This window comes from Streptomyces yerevanensis (assembly GCF_000716805.1).
GTDB lineage: Bacteria > Actinomycetota > Actinomycetes > Streptomycetales > Streptomycetaceae > Streptomyces > Streptomyces flaveus.
Window position 1 is genome coordinate 13,178 of record NZ_JNWJ01000023.1, and the last position, 16,576, is coordinate 29,753.

Annotated in this window: 13 protein-coding genes; 2 read left to right on the forward strand and 11 right to left on the reverse strand. The window is 68.7% G+C overall.

Annotated elements, in window-relative coordinates:
- Positions 1-35 precede the first annotated feature (35 nt).
- The 4 genes from OP79_RS23895 to OP79_RS23910 all read right to left on the reverse strand — a co-directional run bounded on the left by OP79_RS23895 (position 36) and on the right by OP79_RS23910 (position 3,743).
- Positions 36-332: a hypothetical protein gene (locus OP79_RS23895; RefSeq protein WP_033322707.1), complete on the reverse strand. Its 297-nt coding sequence runs from the start codon at positions 330-332 to the stop codon at positions 36-38.
- Positions 329-520 carry a toxin-antitoxin system HicB family antitoxin gene (locus OP79_RS23900; protein ID WP_033322708.1) on the reverse strand — a complete coding sequence of 64 codons (192 nt, stop codon included), beginning with the start codon at positions 518-520 and terminating at the stop codon, positions 329-331. The genes OP79_RS23895 and OP79_RS23900 overlap by 4 nt, the downstream gene beginning before the upstream one ends.
- 234 nt (positions 521-754) lie before the next feature.
- Positions 755-1,564 (reverse strand): hypothetical protein, encoded by an 810-nt coding sequence (locus OP79_RS23905; protein WP_245685432.1) that lies wholly within the window; start codon positions 1,562-1,564, stop codon positions 755-757.
- Between the two features lie 259 nt (positions 1,565-1,823).
- The gene (locus OP79_RS23910; protein WP_033322712.1) at positions 1,824-3,743 is read right to left on the reverse strand and encodes an AMP-dependent synthetase/ligase; all 1,920 of its coding nucleotides are present in this window, start codon (positions 3,741-3,743) and stop codon (positions 1,824-1,826) included.
- A gap of 332 nt (positions 3,744-4,075) precedes the next feature.
- On the opposite strand from OP79_RS23910, the gene lacZ reads away from it, so the two are divergent.
- A complete protein-coding gene (gene lacZ / locus OP79_RS23915) occupies positions 4,076-7,216 on the forward strand; it encodes a beta-galactosidase, LacZ type (RefSeq protein WP_033322714.1) in 3,141 nt (1,046 codons plus the stop codon).
- Here the strand turns inward: lacZ and OP79_RS23920 are convergent.
- From OP79_RS23920 to OP79_RS23935, 4 genes are all read right to left on the reverse strand, one after another.
- Complete coding sequence (locus tag OP79_RS23920; protein WP_033322832.1) at positions 7,213-8,820, reverse strand: vWA domain-containing protein; 1,608 nt, start codon at positions 8,818-8,820, stop codon at positions 7,213-7,215. The genes lacZ and OP79_RS23920 overlap by 4 nt on opposite strands.
- A gap of 246 nt (positions 8,821-9,066) precedes the next feature.
- Positions 9,067-10,347, reverse strand: a complete 1,281-nt coding sequence (locus OP79_RS23925) for a hypothetical protein (RefSeq protein WP_051744876.1) — start codon at positions 10,345-10,347, stop codon at positions 9,067-9,069.
- A 178-nt stretch (positions 10,348-10,525) separates the two neighbouring features.
- Positions 10,526-10,792, reverse strand: a complete 267-nt coding sequence (locus tag OP79_RS23930) for a hypothetical protein (RefSeq protein WP_033322716.1) — start codon at positions 10,790-10,792, stop codon at positions 10,526-10,528.
- A gap of 117 nt (positions 10,793-10,909) precedes the next feature.
- Positions 10,910-11,221, reverse strand: a complete 312-nt coding sequence (locus OP79_RS23935; protein WP_033322718.1) for a hypothetical protein — start codon at positions 11,219-11,221, stop codon at positions 10,910-10,912.
- A 340-nt stretch (positions 11,222-11,561) separates the two neighbouring features.
- Here OP79_RS23935 and OP79_RS23940 point away from each other — a divergent pair, with 340 nt between their 5' ends.
- The gene (locus tag OP79_RS23940; protein ID WP_033322720.1) at positions 11,562-11,819 is read left to right on the forward strand and encodes a hypothetical protein; all 258 of its coding nucleotides are present in this window, start codon (positions 11,562-11,564) and stop codon (positions 11,817-11,819) included.
- A 218-nt stretch (positions 11,820-12,037) separates the two neighbouring features.
- Here the strand turns inward: OP79_RS23940 and OP79_RS23945 are convergent, their stop codons facing one another.
- From OP79_RS23945 to OP79_RS49820, 3 genes are all read right to left on the reverse strand, one after another.
- Entirely contained in the window at positions 12,038-12,535 is a 498-nt protein-coding gene (locus OP79_RS23945) for a hypothetical protein (protein WP_033322723.1), read from the reverse strand.
- A 265-nt stretch (positions 12,536-12,800) separates the two neighbouring features.
- On the reverse strand, positions 12,801-13,682 hold the full coding sequence (locus tag OP79_RS23950; protein WP_033322835.1) for an ABC transporter permease: 882 nt from the start codon (positions 13,680-13,682) through the stop codon (positions 12,801-12,803).
- The gene (locus OP79_RS49820; RefSeq protein ID WP_037973593.1) at positions 13,679-16,477 is read right to left on the reverse strand and encodes an alpha/beta fold hydrolase; all 2,799 of its coding nucleotides are present in this window, start codon (positions 16,475-16,477) and stop codon (positions 13,679-13,681) included. The genes OP79_RS23950 and OP79_RS49820 overlap by 4 nt, the downstream gene beginning before the upstream one ends.
- Positions 16,478-16,576 lie beyond the last annotated feature (99 nt).

Consider the following 16,576-nt stretch of genomic DNA (forward strand, 5'->3'; position numbering starts at 1 on the left):
GAGGACGCCTTTGTGGCGGCGGGCTCGACGCCCATCTACAGGTCGAGGACCGCGCGGAGCGCCAGGTTCACCCGTTCCATCACCGCGGGCCCCACGGAGCCGAGCAGCTTCGCATCGTCGAAGCGCGTGGTCCTCAGTTGCTGGATGTTGACCGCGACCGCCGTGCACGGCAGTGGATCCTCGATGGTCACGGACATCGCGGTGTCCGGGAACCTGCCGGCGGGATGCAGCACGATCGCGACCACCGCGCCGTACGCCCCCTCCAGCCCGTCGAGCGAAATGATCAGGACGCTTCGCCCGTCACCGAGCGTCCAGATGTCCCCCCGTTTCACAGGCTGTCGCCCTCCTCGCACAGGTCGTCGCCGAGGCCGAGCGCAGCGAGTTGCTGGGCGGCGTCGATCACCGACTGCCGGCGGACCGCGCGCACGATGTAGGCGTTGAGGGAGAGCCCGGCCGCCTTGGCGCTGGCCTTTATCGACGGGTCGAGGTCATCCGGAATACGGAGAGTCATCACAGACATGCCATCACGTTAGCAACCAAAGAATGGTTGCACAATTAGGTATCACAGAGTGGTGCCACTGTATGACATCACCCGAGCGCTCTGCATCCTCAGCTCTTCACTGGAAAGTGCCCCCGACGGGTGCGGGAACAAGGATCTCAGCAATCCTTGTTCCCACTGGTCAGAGGCACTCTCTGTTCGCCTGATCACCAGCCGGACTGACCGCCGCTGGAAGCATGCGGTCAGCCAGCCGTGTCAGTTATTGCGGGGAGCGGGACGAGCCCTTACGCCATCGACCTCGAAGTCGTAGATGTACTGATTGATCCGGAATCCGTCGACAGCGCCGATCCACATGTGGTCGCGGCCCTTGCCCACCGCGGCCGTGTAGATGGTGGGCGCCTGGCCACCGTCCCTGAGGCGGGTCTTCGCCTGGGCGAACGTGCACTCCGCGGCCTGGGTGCAGCCAGTGGCGGTGCCCTCGGCGCCGGTGAAGTACCAATAGCCGGTCCTGGTGGCATCGATGAACCGGCTCCAACGGTTCAGGCGCGACGTCGGGACCTCATCCGGCACCCACACCATCGTGGTGTAGTTGTCCGCCGGCAGAGCGTCCAGGTTCGCGTCGATCTCGAACCTGATGTTCGGCATGTTCTCCTCGCCCCCGTAGCCGACGTTCTCGCGGGTCTGGAAGACGTGGAACCCGAGCTGCCTCAGGCTCAACACCGGGTCACCGTAGAAGTCGACCTCGTTGCCGAAGTCGACCTTCTCGCTGGGAGGAGTGAGCGAGGTGGAGTCGTCCGCCACCTCGATTCCCAGGCTGCCTCGTCCGTAGGGCGGCCTGGCGGAGGATCCCGTCACACCGTACGAGCCGTACGGGCCGTTCCTCAGGTCGGCGACGGGAGAGCCGATCGCGTTGCGGGTGATCACGCCCCAGTGTTCTGAGCGCGCTCCACCTCCGCCTCCGCTTGCGACAGCGTGTTCCGATGCCGAGAGGGTCGAGGCGGCGATCGCGGCCAGTGCGGCGAACGCGAGCGCCTTCCCCCGCCTCATGCCAAAGCGAGCTTTCACGCTCACTCCTTCCGAGTAGTCGAAGAGCCAGACATGCGCCGGTGTCCGGCCGACGCGACGCACGCCACCGTATGCGACTCTCGGTAATCAAGATGGTCGCGACATGCCCCCGATAGAGGGCCATTTGCCCCTATGCCACCGCGAATAATTCAGATAACTTTCACTCTTTGTGTTGACGTTGCGGCCGTAGCGCGCATGGCAAGACCGGGCCTCTGGCCCGCCTGCCGTCCGGCATCTGTCGTCCGGCAACAGGAGCGCGTCAGCCTCGGTACAGCGCCTCGATCTGATCCTCGTACGCCCGTGTCACCGCATGCCGCTTGACCTTCAGCGATGGCGTGAGGAGGCGGTTCTCCTCGGTGAACTCGTCCTCCACGAGGATGAACTCGCGGATGGACTCGGCGCGGGAGACTGCCTGGTTCGCGTAGTCCACGGCCTTCTGGACGTCGGCTCGCATGGTGGGGTCGCGTACGAGGTCGGACATGGGGGTGTCCGCGGGCATGGCGCGGACGTGGAGCCAATGGGCTACGTCCTCGCGGTCGAGGGTGATCAGGGCGGCTACGTAGGGGCGGTTGTCGCCCACGACGATGCACTGGCCGACCGGGGGGCGGCTGCGGAGGCGGTCCTCGAGGATGGCGGGAGAGACGTTTTTGCCGCCGGAGGTGATGAGGATGTCCTTCTTGCGGCCGGTGATGGTGAGGTAGCCGTCCTCGTCGAGGGCGCCGAGGTCGCCGGTCGCGAACCAGTCGTCGGTCAGGGCGGCGTCGGTGGCGGCGGGGTTGTTCCAGTACGCGTTGAAGACGATGCCGCCCTTGATGAGGACCTCGCCGTCGTCGTCGATGCGGATCGCCGTGCCGGGGACCGGGAGGCCGACCGTGCCGGGGCGGGGTTTGAGGGGCGGGACGATCGTCGCGGCGGCTGTGGTCTCGGTCAGGCCGTAGCCCTCGTAGATGATGATTCCGGCCGCGTAGAAGAAGAGGTTGAGGTTGCGGTCGAGGGGGGAGCCACCGCTGATGGCGTAGCGCAGGCGGCCGCCGAGTTCCTTGCGGATGCGGCGGTAGACCAGCTGGTCGTACAGGGCCCAGGCGGCGTACAGGCCGGGGTTCGGGCCCTCGCCGCGGTCGAGGAACCTGTTGAGGTGGGCCTCGCCGAAGCGGACGGCGATGCGGTCGGCGCGGTCGAAGGAGGCGGCGCGGCCGATGCGTTCGGCGGTCGCTCGGCCGGTGGCGTGGATCTTCTCGAAGAGGTACGGGACGCCGACCAGGAAGGTGGGGCCGAACTCCCGCAGCGCGGGCCGGAGTTCGGTCGGCTTGATGCTCGGATAGTGCCCCAGCTCGATACGGGCCATCAGGCAGGCGATCTGGATGGTGCGGCCCAGGATGTGGGCGAGGGGGAGGAAGAGGAGGGTCGAGGCGGCCTGGCCCGTGATCTCTTTGAAGATGGGGTGCAGGAGCTCGACCGTGTTGGCGGCCTCGGCGTGCAGGTTGGCGTGGGTGAGGACGCAGCCCTTGGGCTGACCGGTGGTGCCGGAGGTGTAGCAGATCGTCGCGGGCGTGTCGGGGGTCAGGGCCTCGCGGCGCTTGATGATCTCCTCGTCGGGGATGTGCTGGCCGCGGGCGGTGAGTTGAGGGATGGCGCCTTCGTCGATCTGCCATACGAGCGGGGGGTCGGGGTGGTCGGCCGTGCCGGCGGTGACCTCTTCCGCGTTCTCGGGGGTCTCGGCTATGACGAGGCGGGCGCCCGAGTCGCGGACGATCCACTCGATCTGCTCGGCCGAGGACGTGGCGTAGATGGGGACGGACTGGCCGCCCGCCGCCCAGATCGCGAAGTCGAGGACCGTCCACTCGTAGCGCGTACGGGACATCAGCGCGACCCGGCCGCCCGGTTCGAGTCCCGCCGCGATCAACCCCTTGGCGACGGCGGTGACTTCGTGGGCGAAGGCCTCCGCGGTGACCGGGTGCCAGGTGCCGTTCGCTCGGCGGCGCAGGATCACGGCGTCGGGGGCCTCGGCCGCGTTGGTGTAGGGCAGGTCGGCGATGCTGCCGGTGGTGGCCCTCGGCGCGAGGGGCGGCATGCGGGCCTCACGGACGACGCCGTGGTGGTCCCTGACGAGCTCGACCGTGGTGCGGTCTGCCAGGTCGATACGTTTCTTCGCCTGTTTCAGATCTTTGCGTACGCCCATGACGGCTCCCGGTCGCGGCGGCTCACTTGCAGTGGTGCGGTGCGTACGTACTTACGCTGGCGTCAACTTACTCGCGCGTAGCTGAACTTCAATCGATTGTTCGCCTGTGTTCGGGGCTGTGGGCGCCTACTGGGAGGGTGCGTTCGGTTCATTGGCGAGTGCGGGTTCGTCGTGGCTTGTCGCGCCCACGCGGCGGAGCCGCAAATTGACACAGCCCCGCGCCCCTGAGGGGCCTGCGGCCCCCTCGGGCGTACGAGGCGCACGTGGTCTTGCGCCATGCGCGATTCCGTTCGACCCTGAAGTTTCATGTTGCCTTCCGGTGGAGCCGCCGTATGAGCACATACCGTCCGAGCCGCCGCAATGTCCTCGTCGCAGGAGCCGCCCTCGCGGGCTCGGCCGCGTTCGCCGCGCAGAAGCGGGCGTTCGCCGCCGAGGGGGACGAGTGGGACGCGAGTCCGAGAGTCTTCCAGGTCAACAGAGAGCCGGCACGGGCAGCTCGTCTCGTGCCGTACGCCAGCGCCGCGGACGCCCGGCGCGGGCAGTTCGAGAAGTCGCCGTACCACCGCTCCCTGAATGGCAGTTGGCGCTTCCACTGGGCGAGAAACCCCGATCAGCGCCCCACCGGGTTCCACGCGCCCGGCTTCGACGACAGCGACTGGGACCGTATCCCCGTCCCGTCGAACTGGGAGATCGAGGGCTACCCGGAACCGATCTACCTCAACATCCCGTATCCGTGGGTCGGTTACGAGACCCCCGAGCCGCCACAGATCCCGCACGACTTCAACCCGGTCGGCTCGTACCGCCGTACCTTCACCGTGCCGGACGGATGGAAGCGCCGGCGCACGCTGATCTCCTTCCAGGGCGTGAAGTCCGCGTTCTTCGTGTGGGTCAACGGCGAGCGCGTCGGGTACAGCGAGGACAGCTACACGCCCGCCGAGTTCGACATCTCCCCGTATCTGAAGGCCGGGCGGAACACGCTCGCCGTGGAGGTCTACCGCTGGTCCGACGGCAGTTGGGTGGAGGACCAGGACATGATCGACCTGTCCGGGATCTTCCGGGACGTGTATCTGTACTCGGTCCCGCAGGTGCACGTCGACGACCTGTTCGTGCGGACGGAGCTGGACTCCGCGTACCGCGACGCCGTGTTGAGCGTCGATATCGCCTTACGCGACCGGAGTGGGAAGCAGTCGGTCGCCGGACATCGCATCGTGGCCGAGCTGTTCGACGCGCGGGGGCGGCGCGTGCTGGAGCTGGCGGACGGCGTCGAGGAGAAGGTGACGCTGAAGGGCGAGGTGAAGGCCCCGGCCCTCTGGTCGGCCGAGCAGCCGAATCTCTACACCCTCGTCGTCACGCTGAGGGACGGCTCGGGCAAGGCCGTCGACATCCACAGCAAGCGGGTCGGGTTCCGCCAAGTCGACTACGGGCCCGGCAAGTTCACCGTCAACGGCAAGCCGATCATGTTCCGCGGCACCAACCGCCACGAGAACGACCCCGACCGCGGGCAGGCCGTCGACGAGGCGCGGATGGTGCAGGACATCCTGCTGATGAAGCGTCACAACATCAACGCCCTGCGCACCGCGCACTACCCCAACCATCCGCGGATGCTGGAGCTGTGCGACGAGTACGGGCTGTACGTCGTCGACGAGGCGAACCTGGAGACGCACGGGGTACGCGACACCGTGCCGGGTTCGCTGCCCGAGTGGACCGACGCGTGTGTGGACCGGATGCGGTCGATGGTCGAGCGGGACAAGAACCACGCCTGCGTGGTCGTCTGGTCGCTCGGCAACGAGGCGGGCCAGGGCTCGAACTTCAAGGTCATGGCCGACTGGGTGCACGCACGCGACGCCTCGCGGCCCGTGCACTACGAGGGCATGAACGCCGTGACCGACGTGCACAGCGAGATGTACACCAGCCCGGCGGGCGTCGAGCGGTACGGCAGGTCCGGCAACCCGAAGCCGTACATGCTCTGCGAATACACGCACATGATGGGCAACAGCGGCGGCAACCTCCCCGAGTACTGGGACATCATCGAGCGCTATCCGAACCTGCACGGCGCGTTCTTCTGGGACTGGGCCGACCAGACGATACGGCTGCCCGTGCCGGGCGACCCGAAGCGCACGTATCTGTCGTTCGGAGGCGACTGGAAGCCCGGCTATCCGACGGACGGGAACTTCTGCTGCAACGGCCTGGTGGCGGGTGACCGTGCGATTCATCCGGGGCTGCTGGAGGCGAAGAAGGTCTACCAGCCGGTGGGGATCACGGCCGGTGATCTCGCCGCCGGTGTGGTGAAGGTGCGCAACAAGCACCTGTTCAGCGGCCTGGACGCGTACGAGCTGCGGTGGACCGTCACGCGGAACGGCGCACGCGTGCAGCACGGCACGCTGGCGGCGCCCGGGATCGCGCCAGGCGAGGAGGGGACCGTACGTATCCCCTACCGGAAGCCGTCCGCGCTCGAACCCGGCGCGGAGTATTTCCTCAACCTGTCCTTCGTGCTGCGGAAGAAGACGAGCTGGGCCGACGCCGGGCACGAAGTGGCCGCCGAACAGCTGGCATTGGACTGGCAGGCAGCCGCGCCCGCCGATCCCGCACCGCGGGGCGGCCTCAAGCTGACGGAGACCGACCGCGAGGTGAAGGTGAGCGGCCGCAACGTGGAGGTGGTGCTGTCGAAGGCCTCCGGCACGCTCTCCTCGTACGCCTTCCGCGGCCGGCTTCTGCTCGCCGAAGGCCCCGTACCGAACTTCTGGCGAGGGCCGACGGACAACGACATCGGCAGGAAGTTCCAGAACACGGCGCGCACTTGGCGCGACGCCGGGGCCAAGCGGACCGTGACGTCGGTCAAGGCCTCGCAGCCCTCGTCGGGCGAGGTGGTCATCGAGGTCGGCTGTACGCTGCCCACCTCGCCGAACGCCTCGTCGTGGCGTACCGAGTTCCGGGTGCGCGGAGACGGCGAGGTGCGGGTGCGGCACACGCTGGAGGCGGCCTCGGGGCTGCCCGATCTGCCCATGGTGGGCGCCCTGTTGACCGTGCCCGGGGGTTTCGAGCGGCTCGACTGGTTCGGGCGTGGGCCGCACGAGAACTACTGGGACCGCAAGACGTCAGCGTTCGTGGGGCGTTGGCGGTCCACGGTCGACGATCAGGTGGCGCCGTACGTCCGGCCCCAGCAGACCGGGAACATGACGGACGTACGCCACCTGTCGCTGACCGACCGTGCCGGTGACGGGCTCACCGTGCTCGCCGATCCGGCGGACGGCGAGCCGTTGCTGGAGACCAGCGCGCTCCACTACTCGCCGTTCGACCTCGACGGGCCGCGCCATCCGTACGAGCTGAAGCGGCGCGACGAGACCGTGCTGGGCGTCAACCACCGGCAGATGGGCGTGGGCGGCATCGACTCGTGGGGCGCGGCTCCGCTGGAGAAGTACCTGCTGCACTCCGGGAGGACGTACACGTACGCCTACCGGCTCCGGCCCTCCTAGCCCCCTACTGGTACTCCCGACCCGGCCTGTTCGATCGTCTCGGCGAGTTGGCGTACCTCCTCGGACTCCGTGGTGTCAGCCAACTCGTCGGCGCGGTCGGACAGTTCGGGCAGGCCGGGGGCGCCGGGGAGACGGGACCAACGGGAGTCGCCGGAGCGGAGGGCGTCGGCGAAGTAGGCGGCTATCGCGGTGACCTGGAGTCCGTTGCGGGCGTTGTCGCGGCTCCACAGGGGCTCGTTGAGGGCTTCGGACTCCAGCTGGGCCGACTCCTCGTGCGGGGTGCGGGTGCCGGGGTCGAGCCAGCGGACGGTCGCGGTGGCGAGGTGGCCGGAGGCGCCGGGCTTGGTGCGTACGGCGTAGAGGGCCGTGACCGTGTGGCCGGGGCCGATCTCGCCGCCGTCGACGCTGTCGTTGCGGAAGTCCTCGTCGGCGACCTCGCGGTTGTCGTAGCCGATGAGCCGGAACTGCTCGACCGTCTGCGGGTCGAAGGCGACCTGCGCCTTGGCGTCGCGGGCTGTGAGGTCGATGTTGCGGGGCAGTTGGTCGACGAAGACCGTGCGGGCGTCGTCTTCGTTCGATACGTAGGTGGTGTGGCCGTCGCCCTTGTCGGCGAGCTGTTCCATCAGGTCGTCGCCGTAGTCGCTGCCCACGCCGACGCCGAACAGGGTGATGCCGTGCTCGCGGCGGGCGTCGGCGATGCGGTCCAGGATGGCGTCGGCGTCCGTCTCGCCGGTGTTGGCGAGGGCGTCGGAGAGCAGGACGACACGGTTGGTGGCGCCTTCGCGCCGGCCCTCGACGGCTGTGGCGTATCCGGTGTCGACGCCCGCGCCGAGGTTGGTGGAGAGGGTGGGTTCCAGGGTGTCGATGGCTTCGTGGACGCGGTCGCGGTTGTCGCCGAGGCGGGTCATCGGGAGTACGGTCTCGGCCTCGTCGCTGAAGGTGACGATCGCGACGGAGTCGTCGTCGCGCAGTTCGTCCGTCATCACGCCGAGGGACTTCTGGGCCAGGTCGAGCCGGCCCGGCTCGGCCATGGAACCCGAGACGTCGATGACGAACGTGAGGGCGGCGGGCGGCCGTTCGCCGCTGTCCTCGGACGGGCGCGTGGCGAGACCGACGCGTACGAGCCGCCAGTCGTCGCCCTCCCCGCCCGCGTCCGTACGGGCGCCGTCGACCGTGACGGAGAAGCCGTCGCCGTCGGGACGCTCGTAGTTCTGGCGGAAGCTGTTGATGAACTCCTCGGGGCGGATGGTCGCCGGGTCCGGCCGCCCTCCGTCGGCGAGGGTGCGGCGCGCGTACCCGTACGAGGCGGTGTCGACGTCCAGGGCGAAGGTGGAGAGGTAGTCGGCGGGCGGCGGGGTGCTCTCGCGGATCTCGCCCTTCTGCTCGCCCGGGGTGCTGCCTTCGTCGGTGCCCGCGGGGCCGGTCGGCTGCGCGGGGGCTGGAGCCGGGAAGCGCTCGGTGTCGCGGGCGCTGTTGCTGCCGTCGGCCGACGACTCGTCGGCGCCCGAGCCGCAGGCGGCGAGCAGCAGGCAGCCCGCGGTCATCAGGGCGGCGAGTGCGCCGCGCGGTCGTCGTGTTCGGCGTGTCGTCCGGTACTCGCCCATGTGGGCCCCCTCTGAGTTGACGTCGACGTCTGTGACTGTGACGCCGGAGAGGGCCGAGGTGTGCGGCACGGGGCGTTGCGGATCGATCTCAAAGCGGGCACGGCGGGCGCCTGTTGAGACCGGTGGGAGATCTTCCGGAGACCTAGGGGTGTCCGTAGGGACTCCGTAGGGACCCTTACGACACGACGTCCTTCCGTGGGCGAATCCGCGGAAGGACGTCGTGTCGAGAGTGCTCTCAGCGGCAGATCAGCGGGGCGAGTTCCGGAGGAACCCACGGAGTGCGCGGCCGGCGCCGCGCTTGCGCAGGAACCGGACGGCGAGGACGAGCAACTGCCACAGGATCAGGACGAGCCCGAGCAGGGGAAGCAGGAGGAAGAGGATCTGTACGCAGGCCGAGGCCACGCCGATGACGGGGTTGCCGCCGGCCGTGGCATCACTGGCCAGTGTGACCATGGTCTGCCAGGCGATGACTGCCAGATCCGGAAGCCGGACGAACACGATGCCGAGTTGGATCACCAGCGCGGGCAACACGGCGAGCACCCACACGGTGACAACGATCTGAGGCCACCGCTTGAGGGCGTTGAGCCGTTCGTCCGCGGGCCTGCGGAGGATCGTCCGCTTGAGAATGGGGCCGACGTACTTGAAGAGGTCCGGAATTCCGACCAGGTCGGAGACGATGTAGTACCCGTCGAACCGGAGCGTCGGCAACAACTGCTGCACCATCTCCATGTTGACGAGCAGGAGGGTCACCAACAGCAGCGGGGATCCGGTGTGCAGGTACAGCAGGACCAGGCCGAGGATGAACAGGCCGTTGAAGTAGACGCCACCGAGATCGATGCGCAGACGTCCGCTCCTGCTCAGTCGGTACGAGTTGGTGACGTCGGTGTAGAAGGCGGGCCACACCAGATAGATGCCGCATCCCATGGCACCGGGCGGCACCTTCCCGTACCGGCAGGCCGCGGCATGACCGACCTCGTGGAACGCGGCGGAAGCCAGGGTCAGCAGCACCACGAGCAGGATGCCGGCCGGATTGGCCAGTACGTGCGCCATCGCCTGGCCCAGGTTCTGCGTGCTGAACAGCCAGATCTCGCCGGCGAGAATCGCGGTGACGGCCACGACGAGGATGAGGGGCCGGTACAGCCAGGAAAACAGGCCGCTGATGAACCAGGTGGCCCGTTCGGAGACCAGTGCGGCACGAAAGCGCAGGCCCAGGAAGGGATGCTCGCTCTTGGTGACGGTGGGCTGCGAGCCATCGCTGTAGGTGGTGATGCCCAGCGGAGCCAGCTTCTGGTCGATCAGGAAGATGACGTGCTCGGCGTTGAAGGTCCGGCCGGTCGTACGGCTGAGTTCCCGCGCGATACGGGACATCGTCTGACGCCCGTTCAACGGTCTTTCGGCTGCCTTGGAGAGCTCGTCCAGGAGCTGGGCGGTCCGGTAGAGGAGGGGCGGGAGGTGGATCACCTGTCCGTCGAAGCGGTAAACCAGTAGCGGAGGGTTGCGATATCCGGATCCCGCGTACTCACCCACCAGCTCGGTTCCCTCGGTGAGGGTGGGCGCCGCGGTGGAGGTAACGAGGCCGTCCCGGGCATCGGGCGTGGATACTCGCGTGCTGATGTCGATCTCCAGACGTCGGGCGGTGGAACGCTTTGGCCGCCACGCAAGGGCGAGGTCTCTCGGCGAGGTCTCTCGCAGGGTTTTGCAGAGCTCAGCGGCTGGTGACCGTGGCCGGAATGCACGTCATGCTGCTGCCGCCGCCCAGTCCCAAGGTGCCGGCGGCGTCCGGTACGCCCGGGGAGTTCGTGGCGTGGCATGCGTAAGCCACATCGCCGCCACCGCCGTTGGGGAAGTTGAATGTCGTATGCCTGCTGTTGTCCAGGGTCAGGTCAATAATGGACAGCAGAAATTTTCCGGGGAGCAACTCACCGGAGAGCGCGTCGAGTTCTTGGTAGTCGACGGCAGACATGTTTTCCATTCCTGATTCCTTGGAGTCTGAGCCCGCCGTGGGGCCTTCGGCCGTACAACGGGACAAGCGGCCGGGGAAGGACCGGCGAAAAAAGCCCGTCCATTCCCCGGCCGCTCGAACACGCTCCTAGTACACGGCGGTCGTACCCGGCATACAGGTGAAGCTGGAGTTCGGGTACAGGCCGCCGAACGGGCTGCCGCTGACCAGGCTCGGGGGCGTACCCATGTTGTTGACGGCCTGGCAGGCCGAGGTCGAGATGACGCCGCGGGGAGCCGCGTCACCGCCCTCCGCGACCGCGGCACTGCTCGAGTTCGAGTCCGCGGCCCCGACACCGACACCGTCGCCGCCACCGAGGGGAAGCATCGTGGACAGCACCGAACGCTCGGGCAGCAGCTCGCCGGTCAGGCCGTCGAGCTCCTCGAAGCTGATCGTAGGCATGTAATTCCTTTCGTCGCCGCATGAAATTCTGCTTGCGGGAGAAGTTCTAACAGAAGGCCACCAGCCCACCAACGGATACTGCGCTACTGTGCCGCGCCGTTGCGTAAATTCACCTGTTCCGACCAGAAGGTGCCGACGGGCCGAAGACAAGGGGCGCTGTCGTCATGCCCATTTAAATACAACTCACCTTTTTGGACCGGAGATTTGGGGGATCTCATACAAATGGGCGAGCTCCGGTGGTGGGGCACCCGGAAGTGGTTGACGTTGAGGGAGATGCATCGGCGATCCACCCTGCTGGCAATCGGCCAGCGATCGTCGGTGCCGGAAGGAATACGCGACTATGCGTTCTGCTCGAGTACTGCTCGGCTCAGCTGTGCTGGCCACGGCCGCTCTGACCATGGCGGCGCCCGCCGCATTCGCCGCCGGCGACAACGGAACCTCCAACTCCAGCTCCAGCTCGAATTCCAGCTCCAGTTCCAGCGTCTCCGTGGACGGCGGTGACCGCGCCCGCCTGGTGACCGTTCCTGCCTGCAACGCCGTGAGCAGCAATGGGACTTCGGTGTTCACCTGCCTGCCGGGCGCGACCGCGGTCTTCTAAAAGCCGCCTCCGAGGTGACCGTTCCCGGATCGGGAACGGTGCCAGCAAGACCGCCGCCTCGTGTGAGGCGGCGGTCTTGTCATGTTTGTCATGGAGAGCTCCTGACGCCTGACGATCAGCCTGGCGACACTCCCCCGTCGGCACCCGTCCGAGGAACACGGCTGCCGCCCGTCTCACGATCCGTCAGGACTCGGAATGGGGCGGCGGCCACCGGCGGTCTAACTGGCTCTCGCGGTCGCCGCTCCGCACGTCGGGCACCGGCGGTGCGTGACGGACTGGGCGGCGAGAGTGCCGAGGGCCTGCTGGAGGGCCAGTTCCACGGCGGCGGGGACGAACAGCGTTCCCGTACCGTCGGGCGGAACCAGCCACCGGAAACGTCCTGGTGCCGGACGTGGCGCGGGCACCGTGATCCAGGCGCCTCTGCCCAGGTACCGGACGTCCGAGCCGACCCAGCGGCCCTCGGGATCCGGCGGCAGGAAGAAGCCCACCCTGCGCGCGACGGTGTCCGCGAGTACGGGACCGGGTGCCTGCGGGATGCACAACAGGGCGTCCAGGGCCCGCACACCCAGTTCCTCCGGGACACTCAGCACGTCCCAGAACCGTCCGCAGGGCAGCACCGCGATCCCCTGACAGCCCTGCCACCGCCGCTTGCAGTCGCGTGGATCGGTCGCGGCGGCGGCGAGCCACTCCGTGGCCTGCTTCGTGACTGTTCGCATGGGCACTGTTCGCATGGTGACCCTCCGGGTCCGTTGGCCCTCGCGGGCGGAACGACGCTCTCCCCCTCACCGCCAGGGCTGGTCGGGCCCTCGCCTGCTCATGCTGATGGATCTTTCCGCTCAGCGGGAGGGGTGGCTGACCATGGCGAATACGTCCCGGATGTTCGATGCCGGAACAGGCGTTCCCTCCGGGTCCGGACAGCCGATCCAGGCACCGGTCCAGGCATCGGTCAAAGCATCGGTCCAGGCACCGGTCAAGGCCGGTCTAGGAGACGACGTCCTTGCCGGCGAACCCCCGGAAGGCCAGGGCGAACAGCACCAGTGCGTACGTGACGGAGATGGCCGTGCCCTGGATCATCTCGCCGTAGGCCGGCTCCGGCTGGATGACGTCCAGCCAGGCGTACTGCCAGTGCGCGGGGATGAAGTCGCGCCAGTCGCCGAGGGCCGTCACCTCGTCGAGGACACTGCCGATGATCGTCAGGCCCACCGCGCCGCCGACCGCGCCCAGCGGGGCGTCCGTACGGGTCGACAGCCAGAACGCCAGCCCCGCGGTGACCAGTTGGGACACGAAGATGTACGCCATGATGATCAGCAGGAGCCGTGCGGCGTCGCCGCTGGGCAGTGTGCCGCCGACGGGCAGTTGGAGCGGGCCCCAGCCGTACGCGACCGTGCCGACGGCGAGCGCGATGACCGGCAGCAGCACCATGGCGGCGAGGCTGAGGGTCAGTCCGACGACGAGCTTGGACCACAGGAGCCGGGCCCGGGGCACGGGCGCCGCGAGCAGATAGCGCAGCGACGACCAACTCGCCTCCGAGGCGACCGTGTCCCCGCAGAACAGCGCCACAGGGATGACGAGGAGGAAGCCCGCGGACGCGAAGAGGTTCACCGCGGCGAAGTTCGCCCCGGACGCGGTGGCCGTGTCCATCAGGTTCACACGGTCGTTGCCGTCGCCCGGTTCGCCGCCGACCTGGAAGGCGATGGCCAGGATGAACGGCAGGGCGGCCAGGATCCCGAACATGACGAGCGTGCGCCGCCGCTTCAGCTGCCGTACGAGCTCGACGCGCAGCGGCAGGGTCCGGCCCGCGCGGTAGCCGTCCGCCACCTCTTCCTTCTCGACCTTGTCGGCCTTCTCGGCGAGGGTGCTCATTCGGAGTCTCCGATCAGGGTGAGGAAGGCGTCCTCCAGGCGACGGTTCGGGCCGATCGAGGAGACGGGCACCTCGAGGCGTACGAGCTCGACGAGCAACGAGGCGCTCCGCTCGTTGACGCCCGGTGCGTCCTCGGCGAGCGCGGTGTCCGGGGCGTCTGAGACGGCCACCGAGCCCTCGGTGCGGTCCGCTCCGCCGGATGCCCCCACGCCTGCGGGCTCGGGCACCGCGGCGCCTTCTGTGGAGGGCGCCGTCGGAGCCAGCCGTACGAGCAGGCCGTCATCCGTCCGCACCGCCGACTCCACGTCCCGCAGGGCCGCCACCTTCTCCACCACTGGGTCGGCGATGTCGGAGGCCAGGCCGACGAGCAGGGTGTCGCCGCTGCCGATGATGTCGCCCACGGGGCCCGCCTGGACCAGGCGGCCGTGGTCCATGACCACGATGTGGGTGCAGGACTGCTCGACCTCGGCCAGCAGGTGGCTGGAGAGGATGACCGTGCGGCCGGCGGCCGCGTAGCGGATCACGACCTGACGCATCTCGCGGATCTGGGGCGGGTCGAGGCCGTTGGTCGGCTCGTCCAGGATGAGCAGGTCCGGGAGGCCGAGCATGGCCTGGGCGATGGCGAGGCGCTGGCGCATGCCCTGGGAGTACGTACGGACCGCGCGGGACAGGGCGTCACCGAGGCCCGCTATCTCCAGGGCCTCTTCCAGGTGCGCGTCCTCGGGCGGGCGGCCCGTCGCCCGCCAGTACAGTTCGAGATTCTCGCGGCCGGAGAGGTGCGGCAGGAAGCCCGCACCCTCGACGAAGGAACCGACGCGGGACAGCACCGGGGCGCCCGGGCGGATCGCGTGGCCGAAGACCCGGATCTCTCCGCCGTCCGGCTTGATCAGGCCCATCAGCATGCGCAGCGTCGTCGTCTTGCCCGCGCCGTTCGGACCCAGCAGGCCGAGCACCTGGCCCTTTTCCACCTGGAAGGACAGGTCGCGGACCGCGTAACCGGCGCTCGACTTGGCGTACTTCTTGCTCAGGTCCGTGATCTGGAGCGGGACGTCGGCCAGTTCCGGGTCCGGGGCGGGTGCGGCGGTGGGGCGGCGGGCCGTCAGGATCAGGGCCAGCGCCGTGAGCGCGCCGGCCAGCGGCAGCCACCACACCCATGCGGGCAGAGGTGCCGTCGCCTCCGAGTCGCCGAGTGGCATCGGCACCCTCAGGCCGCCGTCTCCCGCCATGGAGACCGTGTAGGTCGCCGGAGCCGTCGGGGAGGCGTAGCCGAGGTCCGTCGAGGCGAGGACCAGGCGCAGCCGGTGGCCGTCGTCCACCTCGTAGTCGATCGCCGGGAGGGTGAGCCGTACGTCCTTGCCGGCCTTCGCGTCCTGAACCCTGATGGGCTCGACCAGTTGCGCGGGCAGCACCTGCTGCATGCCGCCGTCCGGTCCGACGTCGTACACCTTCGCGAAGAGCACGGCGTCCTCGCTGGTCGACTTCACATGGACCGTCGCCGTCGGCGAGCCGGTGATCTGGAGGTCCTCCACGAAGGGCTCGGACTCGAACGCGGCGAACTGGCCCGGGAAGTCGAGGGACACACCGATCCCGAGCGAGGAGAGCTGGGAGAGGCCGCCGGCGCCGCCGAGGCCGGGCAGGGCCGAGACGGCGGGCGGGTTGGCGCCCGCCGGGTTCTCGAAGCTCTGCTCCCGCCCGGACAGGGTGATCGGGCGCGTCTTGCTCGTCAGGCCGGGATAGCTGTCCGAACTCACGCTGGTCAGCCGGGTGGTGCCTTCTCGGGAGTCGACACCGCCGCTGCGCGTGACCTGGAACGCGGGCCCTGTGTCCACCCCCGACTCGTCCTTCAGATAGCGGTCGAACCAGGAGCCCACACGCGCGGCCACCCGCGCCGCCTCCATGTCACCGCCGTCATGGCCGCCCGAGATCCAGTCGACGTCCACGGGTGCGCCGTTGGCCCGGATCGCCTTGGCCATCGCGTCGGCCTGGCCGAGCGGGAAGAGGGAGTCGGTCTGGCCCTGCATGATGAGCGTCGGCACATTGATCTCGTCGCCGACGGCGGACGGGGAGCGGGATTCCAGCAGCTCCCTCGCCTCGGCGTCCGGCTCCCCGGACTCCGCGACCCGCTGGTACATCTCGCACAGCGTGGCCTCGAACTTGTCGCAGCCGCCACCGGAGTTGACGAAGATCCCGGCCCACAGCTTCTTGAAGACGCCGTTCGGGAACAGCGCGTCCGCGAGGTTCCAGTACGTGATCGCCGGGGCGATCGCGTCCACCCGCTGGTCGTGGCCCGCCGCGAGCAGCGAGACCGCGCCACCGTACGAGGCGCCGGTGGCGCCGACGCGCGGGTCGCCGTCCTTGTCCAGCTCGACCTCGGGGCGCTCGGCCAGCCAGTCGATCAGCTTGGAGACATCGGCGACCTCGCCCTTGGGGTCGTTCAGGCCGATCTTGCCCGTGGACCTGCCCAATCCGCGGGCCGACCACGTCAGCACCGCGTACCCGTCGCGCGCCAGGCCCTCCGCCTGGGACCGTACGTCGTCCTTGCTGCCGCCGAAGCCGTGCGCGAGGAGGACGGCGGGGCGACGGCCGGAGCCCGACGTGAAGTACGAGGTGTCGACCTTCACCCCGCTGCCCATGTCCATGACTCTGTCGGCCCGGTCCACGGGCGGGACGTCGTCAGAGGCGACGGCCGTCCACGTACCGGCGCCGGCGAGCACGACCACGGCGGCCGCGGCGGCGATCAGCCGTCGCGGCCGCCGCAGTACGGCCTCGCGTAGTCGGGGCAGTCGAAGATCCATGCGTCAACGGTAAGGGCCACCACCGACAGCCGATGCAGCCTCCGGTCGGAAGTGGCAGACATCCCACCGGCGTACGCGACCCCGGCCGCATACCACGAA

Bases quoted from the DNA above. Each gene is read 5' to 3' on its own strand.
- OP79_RS23900 (WP_033322708.1), bottom strand. From the start codon at position 520: ATGTCTGTGATGACTCTCCGTATTCCGGATGACCTCGACCCGTCGATA.
- OP79_RS23910 (WP_033322712.1), bottom strand. From the start codon at position 3,743: ATGGGCGTACGCAAAGATCTGAAACAGGCGAAGAAACGTATCGACCTG.
- lacZ (WP_033322714.1), top strand. From the start codon at position 4,076: ATGAGCACATACCGTCCGAGCCGCCGCAATGTCCTCGTCGCAGGAGCC.
- OP79_RS23920 (WP_033322832.1), bottom strand. From the start codon at position 8,820: ATGGGCGAGTACCGGACGACACGCCGAACACGACGACCGCGCGGCGCA.
- OP79_RS23930 (WP_033322716.1), bottom strand. From the start codon at position 10,792: ATGGAAAACATGTCTGCCGTCGACTACCAAGAACTCGACGCGCTCTCC.
- OP79_RS23935 (WP_033322718.1), bottom strand. From the start codon at position 11,221: ATGCCTACGATCAGCTTCGAGGAGCTCGACGGCCTGACCGGCGAGCTG.
- OP79_RS23940 (WP_033322720.1), top strand. From the start codon at position 11,562: ATGCGTTCTGCTCGAGTACTGCTCGGCTCAGCTGTGCTGGCCACGGCC.
- OP79_RS23945 (WP_033322723.1), bottom strand. From the start codon at position 12,535: ATGCGAACAGTCACGAAGCAGGCCACGGAGTGGCTCGCCGCCGCCGCG.
- OP79_RS23950 (WP_033322835.1), bottom strand. From the start codon at position 13,682: ATGAGCACCCTCGCCGAGAAGGCCGACAAGGTCGAGAAGGAAGAGGTG.
- OP79_RS49820 (WP_037973593.1), bottom strand. From the start codon at position 16,477: ATGGATCTTCGACTGCCCCGACTACGCGAGGCCGTACTGCGGCGGCCG.